Source organism: Stenotrophomonas sp. YJH_SMC_91 (assembly GCF_059368495.1).
Genome location: NZ_JCAFRT010000001.1, coordinates 48,394 through 63,847, shown reverse-complemented (window position 1 = coordinate 63,847; position 15,454 = coordinate 48,394). Strand labels below are relative to the sequence as shown.

The window sequence follows — 15,454 nt, the reverse complement described above, 5'->3', positions numbered from 1 at the left end:
CTGCCGCAACACGGACAGGTAGCGCCGAACCATGCCCGGCGGAGTAGATCCACGCCATGCGTGGATGACATTCCCCGCATGCACCAGCGTGTGCACCAAGGTGCACACCCACCCAAAGCAGGCTGCTACGGCATCCAGCCCAGCAACTGCTGCAACCGCTGGTGCGGGTCGTCCATCTGCAGCAGCTGCAGGCGCTGCTGCTCGCTCAGCGGCAGCAGTTCGGCCAGCCGCCAGCCAACCCAGCTGGCCTGGTCCAGCAACGCCGGATTGGCCGGCGCATAGGCCTCACCGGCCTGCTCGATGATGTGCCCCAGCACCGTGGCCAGCAGCGCATGCTGCGGCCGCAGCTCATCGTCGGGGTCTTCGTCGCACCAGCGCACGTCGGCCACCACCAGGCCGTTGTCGCGTACGCGGGTGCGCTCGACATGGAAGCGGCGGGTGCCTCGCAGGCGCAACTGCAGCACGCCGTCGGCGCCGACATCGAAGTCTTCGATGCGTACCTGCACGCCATACGCTGCCGGTGTCGCCGGGGCTCCCACTTCCTGGCCGTCGAGGATCAGGCAGACACCGAAGCCCTCGCCACTGCGGCCGCTGTCGCGGACCAGATCCAGGTACCGCCGCTCGAACACGCGCAGCCCGACCGCTGCACCCGGCACCAGCGTGGTGTGCAGCGGAAACAGCGGCAGTGACGTGTCGCTGCTCATCGGGCCTGCAGCGCGGCGAGGAAGCGACGCGGTGCGCCGTCGAAGCCCCCATTGGACATGAACACCACGTGGTCGCCGCTGCGCGCGCTGGCCTGCAACTGCGCCAGCAGCGCGTCGGTATCGGGCACCGCGTGCGCTTCGCCGCGCACTGCGGCGATCACCGCGGCTGCATCCCAGGCCAGTTCCGGACGATGCAGAAACACGACCTCGTCAGCCAACGCCAGCGACGGGGCCAGCGCCTGCGCGTGCGCCCCCAGCCGCATCGAATTGCTGCGCGGCTCCATCGCGACCACGATGCGCGCGTCCCCCACCTTGGCACGCAGGCCTTCCAGCGTGGTGGCGATCGCGGTCGGGTGATGGGCGAAATCATCGTAGATGGTGATGCCGTCATGGCGGCCGATCACTTCCATGCGGCGCTTGACGCTGCGGAAGCGCGCCAGCGCAGGAATCACGTCGGCCGGCGCCACGCCCACCGCATGTGCGGCAGCCAGCGCAGCCAGGCCGTTGAGCACGTTGTGGCGGCCCAGCAACGACCAGTGCACATCGCCCATTGCCTGCCCACGGTGGTGTACGCGGAAGGCGCTGCCATCGGCGGCCAGCAGCTCGGCATGCCATTCCAGCGACGGGTCGAAGCCGAAGCGCTCGACCGGGGTCCAGCAGCCCATCGCCAGCACTTCGGCCAGATGCGGGTCCTCGCCGTTGACGATCAGTCGGCCACGCGCCGGCACCGTGCGCACCAGGTGGTGGAACTGGCGCTGGATCGCGGCCACGTCCGGGAAGATGTCGGCGTGGTCGTATTCAAGGTTGTTGAGGATGGCCACCAGCGGCCGGTAGTGCACGAACTTGCTGCGCTTGTCGAAGAACGCGGTGTCGTACTCGTCGGCCTCGACCACGAACTCACGGCCCTGGCCCAGCCGGGCGGAGACGCCGAAATCCTCGGCGACGCCGCCGATCAGGAAACCGGGCGAACGACCGGCGCTTTCCAGCAGCCAGGTGAGGATGGTGGTGGTGGTGGTCTTGCCATGGGTACCTGCCACGGCCAGGGTGTCGCGACCCGGCAGTACCTGTTCGGACAGCCATTGCGCTCCGGAAATGTAGCGCTGGCCGGCGTCGAGCACGGCCTCAACGGCGGCATTGCCGCGCGAGAGGGCGTTGCCGATCACCACGTCATCGGTGCCGGCCGGCACGCTGTCGGCGCGGTAGCCCTGGTCCAGGGCGATGCCCAGCTGCTCGAGCTGGGTCGACATTGGCGGATAGATGGCCTGGTCGCTGCCGCTGACCGTATGGCCCAGTTCCCGCGCCAGGGCGGCCACGCCGCCCATGAAGGTGCCGGCGATTGCAAGGATATGTACGCTGCTCATGACCGAGGATTGTGACCGATGACGGCTGTATAGGGCCAATGTCCGCCCCCGGGTAAGACAAGTCCTACACGGGATGTGAGAAAACTCCAATCACCTGTCAGGGAATTCCCGATAGCGATGTTCTGTGAACCCGGACACAATTCGAACTGCCAGCCGCAGTACCCGAACCGGTCCTACTCCCCAAGAGGCCATCCCCAAGGGAGCTCATGCTGCGGGGCCCTGAGCAAGCCCTTCGCTGGCGCCTGTCAAACGACACAGGCCTGATCCTCACGGACCAGGCCTGTGTTTTTTTGCGCCCGAAGGGCCGGCAACAGACCGGCCCCGCCGGATCAGGCCTTGATCGCCGCCAGGATGCGGGCTTCGATCTCGTCCAGCTCACCGACGCCATCGACGCGGGCCAGGGTGCCACGGCCGGCGTAGAAGTCGACCACCGGGGCGGTCTGGTCGTTGTAGACCTGCAGGCGCTGGCGCACCGCTTCCGGCGTGTCGTCGGCGCGGCCCTGTTCCTTGGCACGACCGGCGATGCGCTCGACCAGCAGCTCGGTGGCCACGTCCAGCTGCACCACGGCATCCAGCGGCTGGCCGATCTTGGCCAGCAGGCCGTCCATCGCATTGGCCTGGGCCACATTGCGCGGGTAGCCATCAAGAATGAAGCCCTTGGCGACATCGGGCTGGGTCAGGCGCGACTCCAGCATGCCCAGCAGGATGTCGTCCGACACCAGGTTGCCGGCATCCATCACCGTCTTGGCCTGCTTGCCCAGCTCCGTGCCCGCGGCGATTTCCGCGCGCAGCATGTCACCGGTCGAAATGTGGGCGATCCCCAGCTTTTCCTTCAGGCGCGTCGCCTGTGTCCCCTTGCCCGAACCGGGCGGTCCCAACAGAACCAATCGCATTGACCTGACTCCAACGTGTTGAAAACAAAGAAGGTTCGCGTCCCGGACGGACCGGTATCGCTGCACCGCAATAGCGCCACTTTACCGCATCCGGGTAATGTCCCTGCAATGTCCTTTCCCCCGAGCAGGTAGACGCATGCGCAACGGTACTCTCCTCTACGCCCAATCCGGTGGTGTCACCGCGGTCATCAACGCCACGGCGGCGGCGGTGATCGAGCAGGCCCGGGCCAAGGGCATCAAGGTCCTGGCCGCGCGCAACGGCATCCTCGGCGCGCTGCGCGAGGAACTGATCGACACCAGCAAGGAGAGCGCTGCGGCCATCCGCGCCCTCGCCCATACCCCGGGCGGCGCGTTCGGCTCCTGCCGGGTCAAGCTGAAATCGCTGGACGCCGACCGCGCCCGCTACGACCGCCTGCTGGAGGTGCTGCGCGCGCACGACGTGCGCTGGTTCCTCTACAACGGCGGCAACGACTCGGCCGATACCGCGCTGAAGGTCTCGCAGCTGGCCAAGGCCTCCGGCTACGACCTGACCTGCATCGGCGTGCCCAAGACCATCGACAACGACCTGGCAGTGACCGACACCTGCCCCGGCTTCGGCTCGGCGGCCAAGTACACCGCGGTGTCGGTACGCGAGGCAGCGCTGGACGTGGCGGCGATGGCCGAGACCTCCACCCGCGTCTTCATCTACGAGGCGATGGGCCGCCACGCCGGCTGGCTGGCCGCGGCCGCGGGCCTTGCCGGCAACGGCGATGACGAAGCGCCGCACATCATCCTGCTGCCCGAACGCGCCTATGACGAGGCGGCGTTCCTGGCCAAGGTGAAAGCGGTGGTCGAGCGCGTCGGCTACTGCGTGGTGGTGGCGTCGGAGGGCATCGCCACCGCCGATGGCCGCTTCGTCGCTGACGCTGGCGGCGGCAAGGACTCGTTCGGCCACTCGCAGCTGGGCGGCGTGGCCGCGCACCTGGCCGGCCGGGTCAAGGACCAGCTGGGCCTGAAGGTGCACTGGGCGCTGCCCGACTACCTGCAGCGCTCGGCCCGGCACCTGGCCAGCAGGACCGACTGGGAGCAGGCGCAGGCGGTCGGCAAGGCCGCCGTGCAGCTGGCGCTGAAGGGCCAGAACGGCGTGATGCCGGTGATCGTGCGCAGCAGCGATGCGCCCTACCGCTGGAAGATCGAAGCGGCGCCACTGTCGAAGATCGCCAACCATGAAAAGAAGATGCCCGCCGGCTTCATCCGCCGCGACGGCTTCGGCATCACCGCCAGGGCGCGGGCCTACCTGTCGCCGCTGATCAAGGGCGAAGCGCCGCTGCCGTATGGCGCCGACGGCCTGCCGAAATACGTCACCCTGAAGAACGTGGCGGTGAAGCAGAAGCTGCCGCCGTTCGAGGGCTGACCCGAAAAAGGGGACGGAGGGGATTAAGCCGCATACGCCCCTCTGTCATCTCCAACAGCGTCAGCAGTGGGTCGGATACGACTTAATCCCCTCCGTCCCCTTTTAATGGAGGAACACCATGGCATTGCGTGTTGTTCGACTCGGTACGCCGCGCGTGCCTGGCGAGGGCCTGCGCATCGGCACCGTGCGGCGGCCGCCGCGCGGCGTTCCGCGCAGCGAGTTCGCCCGACAGGACTGGTACGACGTCTGGTTCCCGACCCTGTCACCCAGCGCGGAACTGGTGAAGCGGGCGCATGAGGCGAAGACGGCCGCCGACTGGACCGCGTTCTTCCGCCACTACAAGGCCGAGATGAAAGCGCCCGATGCCGCCCATGCACTGGACCTGCTTGCCGCACTGTCGCAGCACAGCGACATCAGCGTGGGGTGCTACTGCGAGGATGAGGCGCACTGCCATCGCAAGGCTTTGCGCGAGCTGCTGGCGGCGCGCGGGGCGACGCTGGCCGAGTGATGATTGCAGGGTTGCCGGCCAGCGGCCGGCACTACCCGTGGATGACCGCTTGGGTACACCGCCCAGGCAATTTCAGTTGCAGGCCTTGCCTTCCATCTGCAGCTGCGCGGCGAACATCGTCACCTGCGGAATCTGGCCGGCAGCGGCCTGCTTCTTCGCTTCCTCCAGATAGATGCGCGACTGGCCCTGACCGTCCAGCTCGACCTTGTTGGTCGACGGCAGGCGCCACACGCGCACCACCGCCTGCTGTGCCGGGCATGCTGCGCTGGGCACGCGGATCACATCATTGAGCTTCCAGCCCTTGTCGGCACTTGGCTGCGCCTTGGCGTAGTCGACGAAGCGCGCGCGCGGCTGGCACTGCTCACTGGTACGCACCGCAGAGAAGCGGTACGGCTCGGCCGCCTGCCCGGTGAAGGCGCCTTCCAGGCGCGCACAGGCCTCGGGGATCTGCCGCAGCGTATGCACCGCGCCTACCGCCTGCGGAGCGCCCACGGCGCGCTGTAGCTCCGGGGTTTCCGCGGCGAGTGCTGGTACAGCCGGGACCAGGGCGGCAAGCATCAACAGGGACAGGCGCATGGGAGATCTCCTACAGGACTGAGCGCAGGCTTGCAGAGCTTGGCTTAACGGGGTGCAAAGGCCTGTGACTCTCGTGCCCCTGGCCCGGCGACAGGGCCCGCGCGCATGGCGATGCCTTCCATCCTGAGGGCACCCACAGGTTCAGGAGGCGCGGCTAGTAGAAGCCAGTCGAGTACGGCTCGACTCTACAAGTGGCGGCACGCATACTGCGGGCACCAGGGAATGCTGAACACCGCCATACGTCGGACGACCGCCAAGGTCGGTACGGGTTGGTTCCAGGCTGCAGCCCGTCGTCCCCCTCGTGGTGCCGTTCATCGCCACTGGATGCCTACATCCATTCTGCGGAGGGGTCTAATGCTGGAACGTCACGGGCTGTCATTGGCGCTGGGCTGCGCCATTCTCGCGATCCTGTTCGGAATCGTCTCGGCGCGCTGGATCCTGCGCCAACCCACCGGCAATGAACGCATGATCGCGATCGCCACGGCGATCCAGGAAGGTGCGCGTGCCTATCTCAACCGCCAGTACCTGACCATTGGCGTGGCCGGTGTGGTGCTGTTCGTGCTGGTCGGTGTGTTCCTCAGCTGGTACACCGCGATCGGCTTCGCGGTCGGCGCGATACTGTCCGGCGCGGCCGGCTATATCGGCATGAACGTGTCGGTACGCGCCAACGTGCGCACTGCCGAAGCTGCACGCCACGGCATCAGCGCCGCAATGGACGTCGCCTTCCGCGGCGGTGCCATCACCGGCATGCTGGTGGTCGGCCTCGGCCTGCTGGGCGTGGCCGGCTACTACGCGCTGCTGCTGCGCATGGGCCTGCCGATGGAACAGGCGCTGCATGCGCTGGTCGGCCTGGCCTTCGGCTCGTCGCTGATCTCGATCTTCGCGCGGCTGGGCGGTGGCATCTTCACCAAGGGCGCCGACGTCGGCGCCGATCTGGTCGGCAAGGTGGAAGCCGGCATTCCCGAGGACGACCCGCGCAACCCGGCGGTGATCGCGGACAACGTGGGTGACAACGTGGGCGACTGCGCCGGCATGGCCGCCGATCTGTTCGAAACCTACGCGGTGACCGTCATCGCAACGATGCTGCTGGGCAGCCTGATGCTGGCCGAAGCCGGAACCAATGCGGTGCTGTATCCGCTGGTGCTGGGCGGCGTATCGATCATCGCCTCGATCATCGGCGCGCTGTTCGTCAAAGTGAAGCCTGGCGGCTCGATCATGGGCGCGCTGTACAAGGGCGTGATCGTCTCCGGCGTGCTGGCCGCCATCGCCTTCTACCCGATCACTGCCGGCCTGATGGGTGACAACGTGCACGGGCCGATGGCCCTGTACGGCTGCGCGTTGATCGGCCTGGTCCTGACCGGGCTGATCGTGTGGATCACCGAGTACTACACCGGCACCCAGTACAAGCCGGTGCAGCACGTGGCGCAGGCCTCGACCACCGGCCACGGCACCAACATCATCGCCGGCCTCGGCATCTCGATGAAGTCCACCGCGCTGCCGGTGGTGGCCGTGTGTGCGGCGATCTGGGGCGCGTTCGCGCTGGGTGGGCTGTACGGCATCGCCATCGCCGCCACCGCGATGCTGTCGATGGCCGGCATGATCGTCGCTCTTGATGCCTACGGGCCGATCACCGACAACGCCGGTGGGATTGCCGAGATGGCCGAGCTGCCCTCGGAGATCCGCGACATCACCGATCCACTGGATGCGGTGGGCAACACCACCAAGGCGGTGACCAAGGGCTATGCGATCGGTTCGGCCGCACTGGCCGCATTGGTGCTGTTCGCGGACTACACGCACAACCTGCAGGCTGCACATCCCGGGCAGGAATTCCGCTTCGACCTCAGCGACCACACGGTGATCATCGGCCTGCTGATCGGCGGCCTGATTCCCTACCTGTTCGGTGCGATGGCGATGGAAGCGGTCGGCCGCGCGGCGGGTGCGGTGGTGGAGGAAGTACGTCGCCAGTTCCGCGAGATCCCCGGCATCATGCAGGGCACCGGCAAGCCGCAGTACGACAAGGCGGTGGACATGCTGACCCGCTCGGCGATCCGCGAAATGATCGTGCCCTCGCTGCTGCCGGTGGCGGTGCCGGTGGTGGTCGGCCTGCTGCTGGGGCCACGCGCACTGGGTGGCCTGCTGATCGGCACGATCGTGACCGGCCTGTTCGTGGCCATTTCGATGACCACCGGCGGTGGCGCCTGGGACAACGCCAAGAAGTACATCGAAGATGGCCACTTCGGCGGCAAGGGCAGCGAGGCGCACAAGGCTGCGGTGACCGGCGATACCGTCGGTGACCCGTACAAGGACACGGCCGGCCCGGCGATCAATCCGCTGATCAAGATCATCAACATCGTCGCGCTGCTGCTGGTGCCGTTGCTGTAGATCCACGCCATGCGTGGATGACGGCCTCGATGGGGTCAGAGCCCTTTCCCAGGAAAGGGATCCGACCCCACCGTCAATCACCGCCCGCGCAGGAAAAACGACACCGGCACCATCACGTCCACCGGGTCGCCGGCCACTTCGGCCGGCGGCGCCGGTACCGGGCTGGCGCGCTGCACGGTGTCCAGCGTCTCCTGGTCAAGCAGCGCGAAGCCACTGCTGCGGCCCAGCTTCAACCCCGAGACCGCGCCATCGCGGGCCACGGCAAAGCGCACGTAGACCACGCCCTGCTGGCGCAGCCGCTCGGCCTGGCGCGGATAGCGGCGATGCTTCTGCAGGTGCCCCAGCAAGCGACCTTCCCAGCTTGCCTCGGCGCGACTGCGCTCACCCGCCGTGGTCTGCGGTGCGGTGTAGCGCGCGGCGGCGTCAGCGGCCACCTGTGGCGGTGCGCTGGTCTGCGCGACATTGGCGTCGGCGACATCCGGCGAGGGCGTCGGCTCTGGTGTACGCGGCGGTGGCAGGTCACCCTGCGGCTGCACCGGCGCCTCCGGTTGCTCGCGCAGGGCCGGCTTCGGCGCCTGCCGCTGCTGTTGCTGCTGCAGTGGACCGGTGGCGACCTCGCGCGGCGGCACCGGCGGTGCCTGCGCCATCGGTGCCAGTTCCAGCAGCAGCGCGGCGGGCGGCGCCGTCGCAGCCAGTACCGGTGCGCGCGTCGCCCACCAGCAGGCCGCGCCGATCAGCAGCGCGTGCACCAGCAGCACGATCGCCAGGCTGGTCGCCCAGCGCCGCAGTCCACTCATCGCGCGCCCTGCTCCAGTCCAACCAGTGCCACCTTCAAGTAGCCTGCGCCACGCAGCGCGTCCAGCGTCGCCATCAGTTCACCGTAAGGCACGCGGGTATCGGCACGCAGGAAGATGCGCTGCGCGGTGTCGCCGTGGGTGGCCGCCTGCAATGCAGCGGCCAGTCCGTCACGCGCCACCGCCTGCTCGCCCACGCGCAGCGACAGATCGGCCTGCACGGTCACATACACAGGCGCCTGTTCGGGCGGCGTGGCACTGGCGCTGCTGGCCGGCAGCTGCACCGGCACTGATACGGTGGCCAGCGGTGCGGCTACCATGAAGATGATCAGCAGCACCAGCATCACGTCGATGAAGGGCGTGACGTTGATCTCGTGTGCTTCTTCCGGTGCGTCGTCGCGGTCGGACGCGGTCCTGATCGCCATCGTCGCGCCTCAGTGCACCGCGCGCAGCGGTGCCGCTGCGGTACTCGGCACGGCACGATCAAGATCGCGCGAGACCAGCTGCTGCACGGCCGCCGACAGATCGCCGAGCAGGCCCCGCAGGCCGGCCAGCACGCGGCTGAAATGGTTGTAGACCAGTACCGCGGGAATCGCCGCGACCAGGCCGAGTGCGGTCGCCAGCAGGGCCTCGGCGATGCCGGGCGCAACCACCGCCAGGTTGGTGGTGTTGCTGTGTGCGATGCCGATGAAACTGTTCATGATGCCCCACACCGTGCCGAACAGGCCGACGAAGGGCGCCACCGCGCCGATGCTGGCGAGCACACCGATGCCGCGCCGCTGCACGCGCGCGGTCTCCAGCTCGATGCGGTCCAGGCGCGAGGCGATGCGCTCCTTGATGCCGTCGCGACTATCCAGATCCTGCGACAGACGCAGTTCGGTGCGGGCGGCGTCCAGCATCGCCAGCGCGATGCCCTGCTGCAGACTTGCCTCTTCGCTCTGCGGCGGCAGCTGTGCGGACTGCAGCAACAGCGCGCGCGCCGCGCGCAGCTGCCGGGCCTGGCGGGCCAGCTCCCAGCCCTTGGCCAGCAGCACGGTCCAGGTGGCCAGCGACGCCAGTGCCAGCGCGATCATCACGGCCTTCACCACCACGTCGGCGGCCAGGTACATGCCCCATGGGGTCAATGCGGGGGCGGCCACGGGGGCCAGGTCAGCAGGCAGCATCGTCTCGGTTTCCATCAGCATCAGGGGTCGCTGCGCGACGACGGGCCGCGCGCGGATCATTGGCGTCGTCCACTTCCACGACCGGATGGGGCTCCAGCCGCGGTGCCGGTCGGCTCAGCACGTAGCCGGCGCTGACCGCGAAGAACAGGCCCACGCCCAACAGCAGGCGCCAGGACGGGTGCGCGCCCCAGCAGAACAGGGCAAAGCCCAGCGCCATGCCGGCACTGGCAAACGCCTTGCCCTTGCGCGATACCGCGCCCTGCTCGCGCCACAACCGCAGCGACGGGCCGTAGCGCGGATGCGCCAGCAGGCGCTGCTCGAACTTCGGCGAGCTGCGCGCGAAGCAGCCCACGGCCAGGATCAGGAAGATGGTGGTCGGCATCACCGGCAGCAACGCGCCGATCACCCCGAGCCCGACCATCAGCCAGCCCAGCGCGAACCAGAGCCAGCGCATCAGCGCTGCACCTGTGGGCGCGCGCCGTGCATCAGGCGAATTCCACTTCGACGTGGCCGTGCACGCTGCGGAACGCGGCGTCGGCCGCATCGATCACCTCCTGCTCCTGCTCGACACTCAGCGGTACCGCGTCCAGCGCAGCGGTGAACTCACGCCAGTGGCGCGCCGCGCCATCCGGATGCGCGGCCAGGTGGCGGGCGCCAAAATCACGGTCCAGGCCGAGCTTGGCAGCCATCTTGTACAGAATGGTGCCGCCCAGGTTGGAGCCTTCAGCCACGTACAGCCACCCCAACGCGGCGGGCAGTTCCAGATCGGACGGCAACGCCGCGATGTCAGCCCCCGGCAGGGTCTGCTCCAGGTCCTGCAGGTCGCGCGCGACCTGGGTCAGGCGGCGGCGCTCGCCCAGATCCGGCAGCAGTGCGTCCAGCGCAGGGTTGGCATACAGCGCATCGATGCTGCGGTGGAAGCGATACTGCACGCGCAGGAAACGGGCGAAATTGCTGCGGTCGGCGAAGATGTCGCCGGCCATGATGCGCTTGTCCAGGGCACCGTGGCTGTCGCGGGTGGCGGCCTTGAGCCGCAGGCTGCGGCTTTCTTCAGGGGCGATGTGTGCGTTCATGGGGGAATGCCAAGGGGGTCGTCGTGCTGTAGACGTCTGCCACGGGGCTTTCCCCAAGGCCGTCTACACCGATAATGGGCCATCCCCTTGTCCATCCGGAACCGACGATGATCACCACCGAACCGCGCATGACCAACCTGTTCCTGCAGCTGGGCCTGGATGCCAGCGCAGAGGGCATCGCCCGCTTCATCCGCGAACACCAGCTGGCCACCGATGTCGAAGTGGTCGAAGCACCGTACTGGAACGATGCCCAGCGCCAGTTCCTGTCCGAATCACTGCAGGCCGATGCGGCCTGGACTACGGTGGTGGATGAGCTGAACGAGTCGCTGCACGAAGATGCGGTGAAGGCTTCGAGCGGGCTGTAAATAGACGCCGGGCATGGCCCGGCGCTGTCGATTGCACGGCAGAAGCGGTGCGGACCAAGGTCCGCACCCACCGAGGGCGGTTGGGGCTCGCTGGGGTCAGAGCCCTTTCCGCAGGAAAGGGATCCGACCCCACCACTCATCCGCGACCGATCAGTACTTCCAGGTCAACGCCAGCCGCGCGGTGCGGCCCGGGGCCGGCATCACGCCCAGGGCCAGCGGATCCAGGTAGTAGCGGTCGGTCAGGTTGTCCACGCCGGCTTCCACCGACAGCTGGTCGTTGAAGCTCCAGCTGGCGAACAGGTCCACCAGCGTGGTTGGCCGGTACAGCTGCTGGATCGCCGACAGGCCCACGTTCCAGTCCTTGTCCAGCTTGCTGATCGGGCCGGCGTTGTGGACCACGCGGGTGCCGAAGGTCAGGCGCTCGTCGAACAGGCGCGAGCCCAGGGTCAGGTTGACCATGTAGCGCGGTGGGTTCTGGGTATTGGTGTACGAGCCCACGAAGCCGCCGTCCACGCAGTCGGGCGTGTTGGCCAGCTCGCCGTTCCTGCGCTGCGCCCCATAGGCACGGCGCTCGGCGGCGATATCCGGCGCGCAGGTCTTGGCCTTGAAGTAGTAGTGCGCGGACAGATCGGCAAACACCTTGCCGCTGTCATAGCTGGACTGGAACTCCATGCCGGAGACCCTGAACTGGTCGACGTTGCGGATCAGGCCCGCCGACAGCGTGCGGTAGTCACGGGTGATCAGGTCGTCAATGCGGGTATCGAAGTACGCCAGCTTCAGCGCCAGGCGATCGCCGGCAGTGAACAGGTCATAGCGGAGGGTGCTGGCACCGATTTCCCAACTACGCGCACGCTCCGGCTTCAACTCGCCCACCGGCTTGGCAGCGGTGAACAGGCCCAGCGTGGTCTCGAACAGGCTCGGCAGCTTGGTGCCTTCGGCGTACTTCACGTAGACCATGGTGTCTTCGCTGAAGCGGTAGGCCACGCTGGCGGTCGGCGAGAACGCGGTGTCACGACGGCGGATCGGCTGCGACCAGGTCCAGCTGACCGGCACTTCCAGGTCCTGCGCCTTGCCGGCGTCGTAGAAGTTCCAGCCACCGATGTCGCCCACCGTGCCCTTCTTGTACGGTGAGGCCAGCAGCGATTCCCGGGTGAAGTTGCCGTTGGCATCCGGATACCAGTTCAGCAGCGCGATGCGCTTGGCCCGCCACGACGGCAGCGCCGGGTTGCCATTGAGCAGTTCGGTGTAGCGGTACTGGCCCTGCACTTCATAGGCATCGGGCGTGGCCAGGCGGTTGCGGTCATGCACATCCACGCGGTTCCAGCGGCCGCCGGCCAGCAGTTCCCAATGCTCATCGGGCTGCCACTTCAGCGAGGCCACGGCGCTGTATTCCTTGCGCTCGGCGTTGCGCAGGAAACGGTTGTTGACCAGATCGTCGTGCATGACCGGCCCCGAGCTGCCCGGTGCGATGTCTTCGTCACTGTAGGACAGGCCGTAGTCGAGGGTGAACGCGCCAGCACGTGTGTCGAACTTCGAGGTGTTGCTGGCATCCAGTCCGAAGCGCTTCTGTCGCAGCGGATTGCGGTAGGCATCCTTGTAGCCGGGGTCGCCACTGAAGCTGGGCGCGTCGTACCACTCGGTACGACGATCGAAATACCACGGGGTGATGCCGGTCAGGCTGTTGTACATCACGCTGTCGGTGTCGGTGTACGCGGCATTGACGCGCAGGTCGACCAGCTCGCTGTCCGGGTTGAAGCGATAGCGCAGGGTGTAGCTGTCCATGTCGACGTGGCCCGGATCCCATTGCGGAATGCGGTCGCGATCGACGCGGATGATCTGCGAGGCCATGATCTCGCCGGCGGTGCCTTCGTAGCGGCGGTAGCCCGCTTCCAGGGTCTGTGCATCGTCGATACGCCAGGTGCCCTTGAGCAGCGCCGACTTCGAGCGCGCCGAGGTATTGAAGACCTCGGTACGCGGCGGATTCAGCGGTGCCAGCGTGCGCCGGGTCTGTGGGAAATCATCGTAGCCGTGCTTGCCGGAGAAGTAGTTGCCATTGTCGCGGTAGGCGTAGGCGGCGACCAGATCGAAGCGATCCCAGTGTCCCGCAGCGGCCACGTTGAAGAACTGACTGCCGGTGGCGCTGCGATCGTTGCGCGGCGCGGCACTGTAGGAAGGCAGGTTGTTGGCGCTGTTGTTGGCCAGGCCGCCACGCACGCGCACGCCGAAGTCGCGCTCTTCGCGCAGCACGTCGCCGATCTTCAGCGTCTCCATCTCGACCACGCCGCCGATGCCGCCAGAGGCGTTGGCCTGCAGGCTCGGGCCCTTGGTGATGGTCAGGCTGGAGATCAGGTCCGGGTCGAGGTAGGTACGCTGCGATTGGCCGGCATAGCCACGGTAGGTATCCATGCTGGACTGGCCACCGTCGATGATCACCGGCACGCGGCCTTGGCCCTGGATGCCGCGGATGTTGACGTCGAAGCCATTGCCGACGCGTGGGTCACCGGCAGTGACGCCGGCCACGCCCTTGACGATGTCGCCGTTGGACGTACCGCGGAAACGCTCCAGGTGCGTGCGGTTGAGCGTGGTGGTGGAACCGACGCTGCGATAGCTGTTGAGCAGGCGCGCCTCGTCGCTGGTCGCGCCACTGTCGACGCGGTCGCCGGCCACGCTGAGCGTGTCGGTGACGATCACGCCGCTGTCGGCCTGCGCCGGCGTTGCCGCTTCCAGCGTGACTGCATCTGCGCTGACCCGGCGCACCGCCAGGCCACTGCCCTGCAGCAGCTGCTGCAGCGCCTCGTTGGCCGGCAGGCTGCCATTGACCGCACGCGAGCTCACCCCGTGGGCCAGGATGGCCGGATACACGACCTGCACGCCGGACTGGCGCATGTAGCTGCGCAGCGCCTCGTCCAGGGGCTGCGCCGGAATGTCGAAGCGCTGTACGGCGGCGTGATCGCCACGGGCGTTCTGTGCCAGCACGGATGGCGTGGCACTGGCCAGGCCGGCAGCCAGCAATGCAATGCACAGGCGGGACGGGCGCGGCGCGCGGCCCGGACAGTGGGAGTCGAACATGGGGAACCTGTCAGGTAATCGGTGCCGCAGGCGCGGCGTCATCCGCAACACAGGCGGACACGGCGACGTACGTGGCGGCGGCGGGTACGTTCGCGGGGTAAGACGGTTGGGCGCGCGGCAACCCCAAGGGCGATTTGCGGCCGCAGAGGGTGCCGACCGTTGGCCGGCACATCGGGAACATCATCCACGCATGGCGTGGATCTACTGTTGGATGATGGCGACGCCGAGCGGCAGGCGGGTGACCTGCAGACCTGCCGTCGCCGCCAACGCATCCAGCGCCTGCTCCGGGCGATCGATGCGCAGCGCCGCACTGATCGCCGGCAATCGCGACAGATCACCCCGCACGAACGTCGGGCCGGCACGATAGCGCCCCACCCATTGCACGGCGTCGGCGACGCTGGCCTGCTCCAGCAGCAGCTCGCCCTGGCGCCATGCACCCACGCTGTCGGCCGCCACATCCTGCAGGCGCGTCACGCCGCTGCGCTCGCCATAGACGGCGCGCTGGCCCACCTGCAGGTAGGTCCAGCCACCGTCGGCCGGGCTGGCCACACGCACCCTGCCCTGCCCGACCTGGGTTTCCACCCGGTCATCGCCACGCGCGACGGTGAACGCGGTCGAGATGTCCTCAACCACGCCATTGCCGGCACGCACGCTGAAACGCCGCTGCGCATCCGGGCTGACCTCGAACCAGACGCGCCCGCGCAGCAGCTCGACCTCGCGTGCGTGCGCATCGAAGCGCACGGCGATCGCGCTGTCCGCATCCAGCACTGCGCGGCTGCCATCGGGCAGCGTTACGTTCTGCACGACGTGCGAGCTGCGATGGTCGGCCTGCAGCCGCAACCAGGCCTCCGGCCATGCCACCAGCATCGCCAGCACAGCTGCAGCGGCCATCGCCCAGCGCATTCGATGCGGGCGGCGGTGTTCGGCGGACCGGGCCTGCGGGCGTGGCCCGACACTGCGCCACAGCGCTCGCTCGTGCTCGAAGGCCCGGCGGTGCCCCGGCTCTGCCAGCCAGCGCTCGAACTCGTGCATGCGCCCCTCGCCGATGTCACCCGAGGCCAGCCACGCAATCCAGCCCCGGGCCTGTTCGGCCAGGGCATCGTCATTGGCGGCGGGCAGCGTGTTCGGCGGGCTCATCGGCTGGCGGACAGGCGCATTCAAGCGCGGGCGGGG

15 protein-coding genes are annotated in these 15,454 nt (G+C 67.9%); 4 read left to right on the top strand and 11 right to left on the bottom strand.

Annotated features, from left to right (window positions below; translation table 11 throughout):
• Positions 1 to 125 precede the first annotated feature (125 nt).
• From AC5P5X_RS00265 to AC5P5X_RS00255, 3 genes are all read right to left on the bottom strand, one after another.
• Positions 126 to 704 carry an LON peptidase substrate-binding domain-containing protein gene (locus AC5P5X_RS00265; RefSeq protein ID WP_012481182.1) on the bottom strand — a complete coding sequence of 193 codons (579 nt, stop codon included), beginning with the start codon at positions 702 to 704 and terminating at the stop codon, positions 126 to 128.
• A complete protein-coding gene (mpl, locus tag AC5P5X_RS00260) occupies positions 701 to 2,065 on the bottom strand; it encodes a UDP-N-acetylmuramate:L-alanyl-gamma-D-glutamyl-meso-diaminopimelate ligase (RefSeq protein ID WP_024957120.1) in 1,365 nt (454 codons plus the stop codon). Before mpl ends, AC5P5X_RS00265 begins: the two co-directional genes overlap by 4 nt.
• Before the next feature lie 329 nt (positions 2,066 to 2,394).
• The gene (locus AC5P5X_RS00255) at positions 2,395 to 2,958 is read right to left on the bottom strand and encodes an adenylate kinase (protein WP_005410920.1); all 564 of its coding nucleotides are present in this window, start codon (positions 2,956 to 2,958) and stop codon (positions 2,395 to 2,397) included.
• Positions 2,959 to 3,094: 136 nt separating this feature from the next.
• Here AC5P5X_RS00255 and AC5P5X_RS00250 point away from each other — a divergent pair, with 136 nt between their 5' ends.
• Entirely contained in the window at positions 3,095 to 4,351 is a 1,257-nt protein-coding gene (locus AC5P5X_RS00250) for a 6-phosphofructokinase (RefSeq protein WP_005410921.1), read from the top strand.
• 118 nt (positions 4,352 to 4,469) lie between these two features.
• Positions 4,470 to 4,859 carry a DUF488 domain-containing protein gene (locus AC5P5X_RS00245; protein WP_065184001.1) on the top strand — a complete coding sequence of 130 codons (390 nt, stop codon included), beginning with the start codon at positions 4,470 to 4,472 and terminating at the stop codon, positions 4,857 to 4,859.
• Positions 4,860 to 4,931: 72 nt separating this feature from the next.
• Here AC5P5X_RS00245 and AC5P5X_RS00240 read toward each other — a convergent pair whose 3' ends face one another.
• On the bottom strand, positions 4,932 to 5,435 hold the full coding sequence (locus AC5P5X_RS00240; RefSeq protein WP_005410923.1) for a hypothetical protein: 504 nt from the start codon (positions 5,433 to 5,435) through the stop codon (positions 4,932 to 4,934).
• 354 nt (positions 5,436 to 5,789) lie between these two features.
• On the opposite strand from AC5P5X_RS00240, the gene AC5P5X_RS00235 reads away from it, so the two are divergent.
• The gene (locus AC5P5X_RS00235) at positions 5,790 to 7,817 is read left to right on the top strand and encodes a sodium-translocating pyrophosphatase (protein ID WP_495215873.1); all 2,028 of its coding nucleotides are present in this window, start codon (positions 5,790 to 5,792) and stop codon (positions 7,815 to 7,817) included.
• Positions 7,818 to 7,894: 77 nt separating this feature from the next.
• Here AC5P5X_RS00235 and AC5P5X_RS00230 read toward each other — a convergent pair whose 3' ends face one another.
• From AC5P5X_RS00230 to AC5P5X_RS00210, 5 genes are read right to left on the bottom strand one after another with little or no spacing between them, the layout of a single operon-like run.
• A complete protein-coding gene (locus AC5P5X_RS00230; protein ID WP_005410925.1) occupies positions 7,895 to 8,614 on the bottom strand; it encodes an energy transducer TonB in 720 nt (239 codons plus the stop codon).
• Positions 8,611 to 9,036 carry a TonB system transport protein ExbD gene (gene exbD, locus AC5P5X_RS00225; protein ID WP_005410926.1) on the bottom strand — a complete coding sequence of 142 codons (426 nt, stop codon included), beginning with the start codon at positions 9,034 to 9,036 and terminating at the stop codon, positions 8,611 to 8,613. The genes AC5P5X_RS00230 and exbD overlap by 4 nt, the downstream gene beginning before the upstream one ends.
• Positions 9,037 to 9,045: 9 nt before the next feature.
• Positions 9,046 to 9,774, bottom strand: coding sequence for a tonB-system energizer ExbB (exbB, locus tag AC5P5X_RS00220; protein ID WP_044571442.1), 729 nt, complete (start codon positions 9,772 to 9,774; stop codon positions 9,046 to 9,048).
• A complete protein-coding gene (locus AC5P5X_RS00215) occupies positions 9,761 to 10,228 on the bottom strand; it encodes a YbaN family protein (RefSeq protein WP_005410928.1) in 468 nt (155 codons plus the stop codon). Before AC5P5X_RS00215 ends, exbB begins: the two co-directional genes overlap by 14 nt.
• Before the next feature lie 31 nt (positions 10,229 to 10,259).
• Positions 10,260 to 10,847: a biliverdin-producing heme oxygenase gene (locus tag AC5P5X_RS00210; protein WP_043034066.1), complete on the bottom strand. Its 588-nt coding sequence runs from the start codon at positions 10,845 to 10,847 to the stop codon at positions 10,260 to 10,262.
• A gap of 107 nt (positions 10,848 to 10,954) precedes the next feature.
• Between AC5P5X_RS00210 and AC5P5X_RS00205 the strand changes: the two genes are divergently transcribed.
• On the top strand, positions 10,955 to 11,212 hold the full coding sequence (locus AC5P5X_RS00205; RefSeq protein WP_005410930.1) for a DUF2789 domain-containing protein: 258 nt from the start codon (positions 10,955 to 10,957) through the stop codon (positions 11,210 to 11,212).
• A 150-nt stretch (positions 11,213 to 11,362) separates the two neighbouring features.
• Here AC5P5X_RS00205 and AC5P5X_RS00200 read toward each other — a convergent pair whose 3' ends face one another.
• Together AC5P5X_RS00200 and AC5P5X_RS00195 are read right to left on the bottom strand one after the other, a co-directional pair.
• Positions 11,363 to 14,281, bottom strand: coding sequence for a TonB-dependent receptor (locus AC5P5X_RS00200; RefSeq protein ID WP_111189406.1), 2,919 nt, complete (start codon positions 14,279 to 14,281; stop codon positions 11,363 to 11,365).
• Positions 14,282 to 14,482: 201 nt separating this feature from the next.
• Positions 14,483 to 15,418, bottom strand: a complete 936-nt coding sequence (locus AC5P5X_RS00195; protein WP_111189407.1) for a FecR family protein — start codon at positions 15,416 to 15,418, stop codon at positions 14,483 to 14,485.
• Positions 15,419 to 15,454 lie beyond the last annotated feature (36 nt).

Bases quoted from the DNA above. Each gene is read 5' to 3' on its own strand.
- AC5P5X_RS00265 (WP_012481182.1), bottom strand. From the start codon at position 704: ATGAGCAGCGACACGTCACTGCCGCTGTTTCCGCTGCACACCACGCTG.
- mpl (WP_024957120.1), bottom strand. From the start codon at position 2,065: ATGAGCAGCGTACATATCCTTGCAATCGCCGGCACCTTCATGGGCGGC.
- AC5P5X_RS00255 (WP_005410920.1), bottom strand. From the start codon at position 2,958: ATGCGATTGGTTCTGTTGGGACCGCCCGGTTCGGGCAAGGGGACACAG.
- AC5P5X_RS00250 (WP_005410921.1), top strand. From the start codon at position 3,095: ATGCGCAACGGTACTCTCCTCTACGCCCAATCCGGTGGTGTCACCGCG.
- AC5P5X_RS00245 (WP_065184001.1), top strand. From the start codon at position 4,470: ATGGCATTGCGTGTTGTTCGACTCGGTACGCCGCGCGTGCCTGGCGAG.
- AC5P5X_RS00240 (WP_005410923.1), bottom strand. From the start codon at position 5,435: ATGCGCCTGTCCCTGTTGATGCTTGCCGCCCTGGTCCCGGCTGTACCA.
- AC5P5X_RS00235 (WP_495215873.1), top strand. From the start codon at position 5,790: ATGCTGGAACGTCACGGGCTGTCATTGGCGCTGGGCTGCGCCATTCTC.
- AC5P5X_RS00230 (WP_005410925.1), bottom strand. From the start codon at position 8,614: ATGAGTGGACTGCGGCGCTGGGCGACCAGCCTGGCGATCGTGCTGCTG.
- exbD (WP_005410926.1), bottom strand. From the start codon at position 9,036: ATGGCGATCAGGACCGCGTCCGACCGCGACGACGCACCGGAAGAAGCA.
- exbB (WP_044571442.1), bottom strand. From the start codon at position 9,774: ATGCTGCCTGCTGACCTGGCCCCCGTGGCCGCCCCCGCATTGACCCCA.
- AC5P5X_RS00215 (WP_005410928.1), bottom strand. From the start codon at position 10,228: ATGCGCTGGCTCTGGTTCGCGCTGGGCTGGCTGATGGTCGGGCTCGGG.
- AC5P5X_RS00210 (WP_043034066.1), bottom strand. From the start codon at position 10,847: ATGAACGCACACATCGCCCCTGAAGAAAGCCGCAGCCTGCGGCTCAAG.
- AC5P5X_RS00205 (WP_005410930.1), top strand. From the start codon at position 10,955: ATGATCACCACCGAACCGCGCATGACCAACCTGTTCCTGCAGCTGGGC.
- AC5P5X_RS00200 (WP_111189406.1), bottom strand. From the start codon at position 14,281: ATGTTCGACTCCCACTGTCCGGGCCGCGCGCCGCGCCCGTCCCGCCTG.
- AC5P5X_RS00195 (WP_111189407.1), bottom strand. From the start codon at position 15,418: ATGAGCCCGCCGAACACGCTGCCCGCCGCCAATGACGATGCCCTGGCC.